The organism is Roseateles saccharophilus (genome assembly GCF_004342485.1).
Lineage (GTDB): Bacteria > Pseudomonadota > Gammaproteobacteria > Burkholderiales > Burkholderiaceae_C > Pelomonas > Pelomonas saccharophila.
The window spans coordinates 1-1,621 of record NZ_SMBU01000096.1 but is presented as its reverse complement, the minus strand read 5'-3'; the positions used below and the strand labels follow the sequence as shown (position 1 = coordinate 1,621).

1 protein-coding gene is annotated in these 1,621 nt (G+C 65.6%); it reads right to left on the bottom strand.

Translation table 11 applies throughout. The features are described from left to right. Positions 1 to 30: 30 nt before the first annotated feature. Positions 31 to 1,365: an IS110 family RNA-guided transposase gene (locus EV671_RS26525; protein WP_132576895.1), complete on the bottom strand. Its 1,335-nt coding sequence runs from the start codon at positions 1,363 to 1,365 to the stop codon at positions 31 to 33. Between the last annotated feature and the right edge of the window lie 256 nt (positions 1,366 to 1,621).

Here is a 1,621-nt window from a genome sequence, read left to right as displayed (position 1 = left end):
CTCACAAGAAACAGAACTGAGGACGGTCGTTCATGCGACTGCCTCCATCGGATTGATCTGGTAGCCCAGGGCAGCGGCACGGCGCTTGAGGGCAGCGATGTTGCGCTGGCGTTGCATCTCTTCGTAGCGCTGTTGCCCCTGGTCGACGAAGGCCTCGCCGCGGGTGAGCATGAAGTACACCATCCGGGCGAGCTTGTGGGCCGTGGCGGTGTTGGCGCGCGGCTTGTCCATGCGCGAACACAGTCGCCTGTAGAACGCGCCCAGCGCCGACTCGCTGCGACACAGACTCTGGGCAGCCATCTTCAGCGCCTGGCGAGCCCGGCTGGCCGAGCGCTTGGTGCCTGAGGACAGCACCTTACCGCCGCTGATCTTCGTGCCCGGGCACAGACCCAGCCATGAGCAGAAGTGCTTGACGCTGGCGAAGCGGGTGAGGTCGGGGCCGATCTCGGTGAGCAGCTTCATCACCACCGTCACACCCAGCCCGTTGATCCGCGTGAGGTCCACGCCCGCCCAGTCGGCCAGGCGCTGACGGATGTCGTGCTCAGCGCGCGACTTGCTGCCCGCGCGCGGCGCAGGGCCGAGGTCGACCTTCGCGGCGACTCGCTCATCGAGCAACGCCTCGAGCTTGGCGTCGCACTCGGCCAGATGGCGGCCGATGTCGTCGTACACGCCCAAGGCCTGCTTGAGCACGAACAAGTGCTCCTCGCGCCAGTTGCCCGTCAGTGCCTTGATGATGTCGGCTTCGCTGGCCTTGACACGGCGGTGGCGGTGGCGCACCAGGACCTTTGCATCGCGCTCCCCGGCCACGATGTCGCGGATGATGGCCTGGCCGGTCTGGCCCATCACGTCGGTGATCACCTCGGTGAGCTGGATGTTCATCTGCACCAGGGCCTTTTGCATGCGCTGCACCCAGCTGGCCTGCTCCGTAATGAGTGTCTCGCGTTGGCGCGCCACCGCGCGCAACACGCAAACCTCGGCGCTCGGGCGCCAAGCCGCCCGCAGCAGCCCTAGGCTCATGAGCTTCTGCAACCATTGGCAGTCCTGCACGTCGCTCTTGCGCCCGGGCACGTACTTCATCTGCCGTGCATCGACCAGCCAGACCTTCAACCCGTGCTGCTCCAGCACCTCGAACACCGGGATCCAGTACACCCCTGTGGACTCCACCGCCACCGCATCCACGCCAAGACTCACCAGCCATCGCGCCAGTGCGTTCAGATCGTCGGTCATCGCGCCGACCTCGCGTATCGGCTCGTCGCCGGCCGCCTCGGCCAGGTGCCGCGGCACTGCCACCCAGTGGCTGGATGCACCGATGTCGATGCCCGCCGCGTTTGGGAACACCTCGTCTTCTCGCTTGCGCATTGCCATGCTCTGCCTCACCATCGTTGATGAACGGCAGCGCCATGGGAAGCGTCGAATTCGACTCGATCTCACAAACGGGATGCGGCTCACGCCGCTCACCACTGTCGCCGACGAATCCCGGACCATGCTCTCAAGCGGGCTCGCTACAGCTCGCACCAATGCTGGGTCGGTCATGACGGCGCTGCCGTTCGCCTTGTAGCGCAACAACACCATCGTTTCTTCGCGAACGCCGGGCGCGGTCATGGGCCTGGGATGCTCTCAA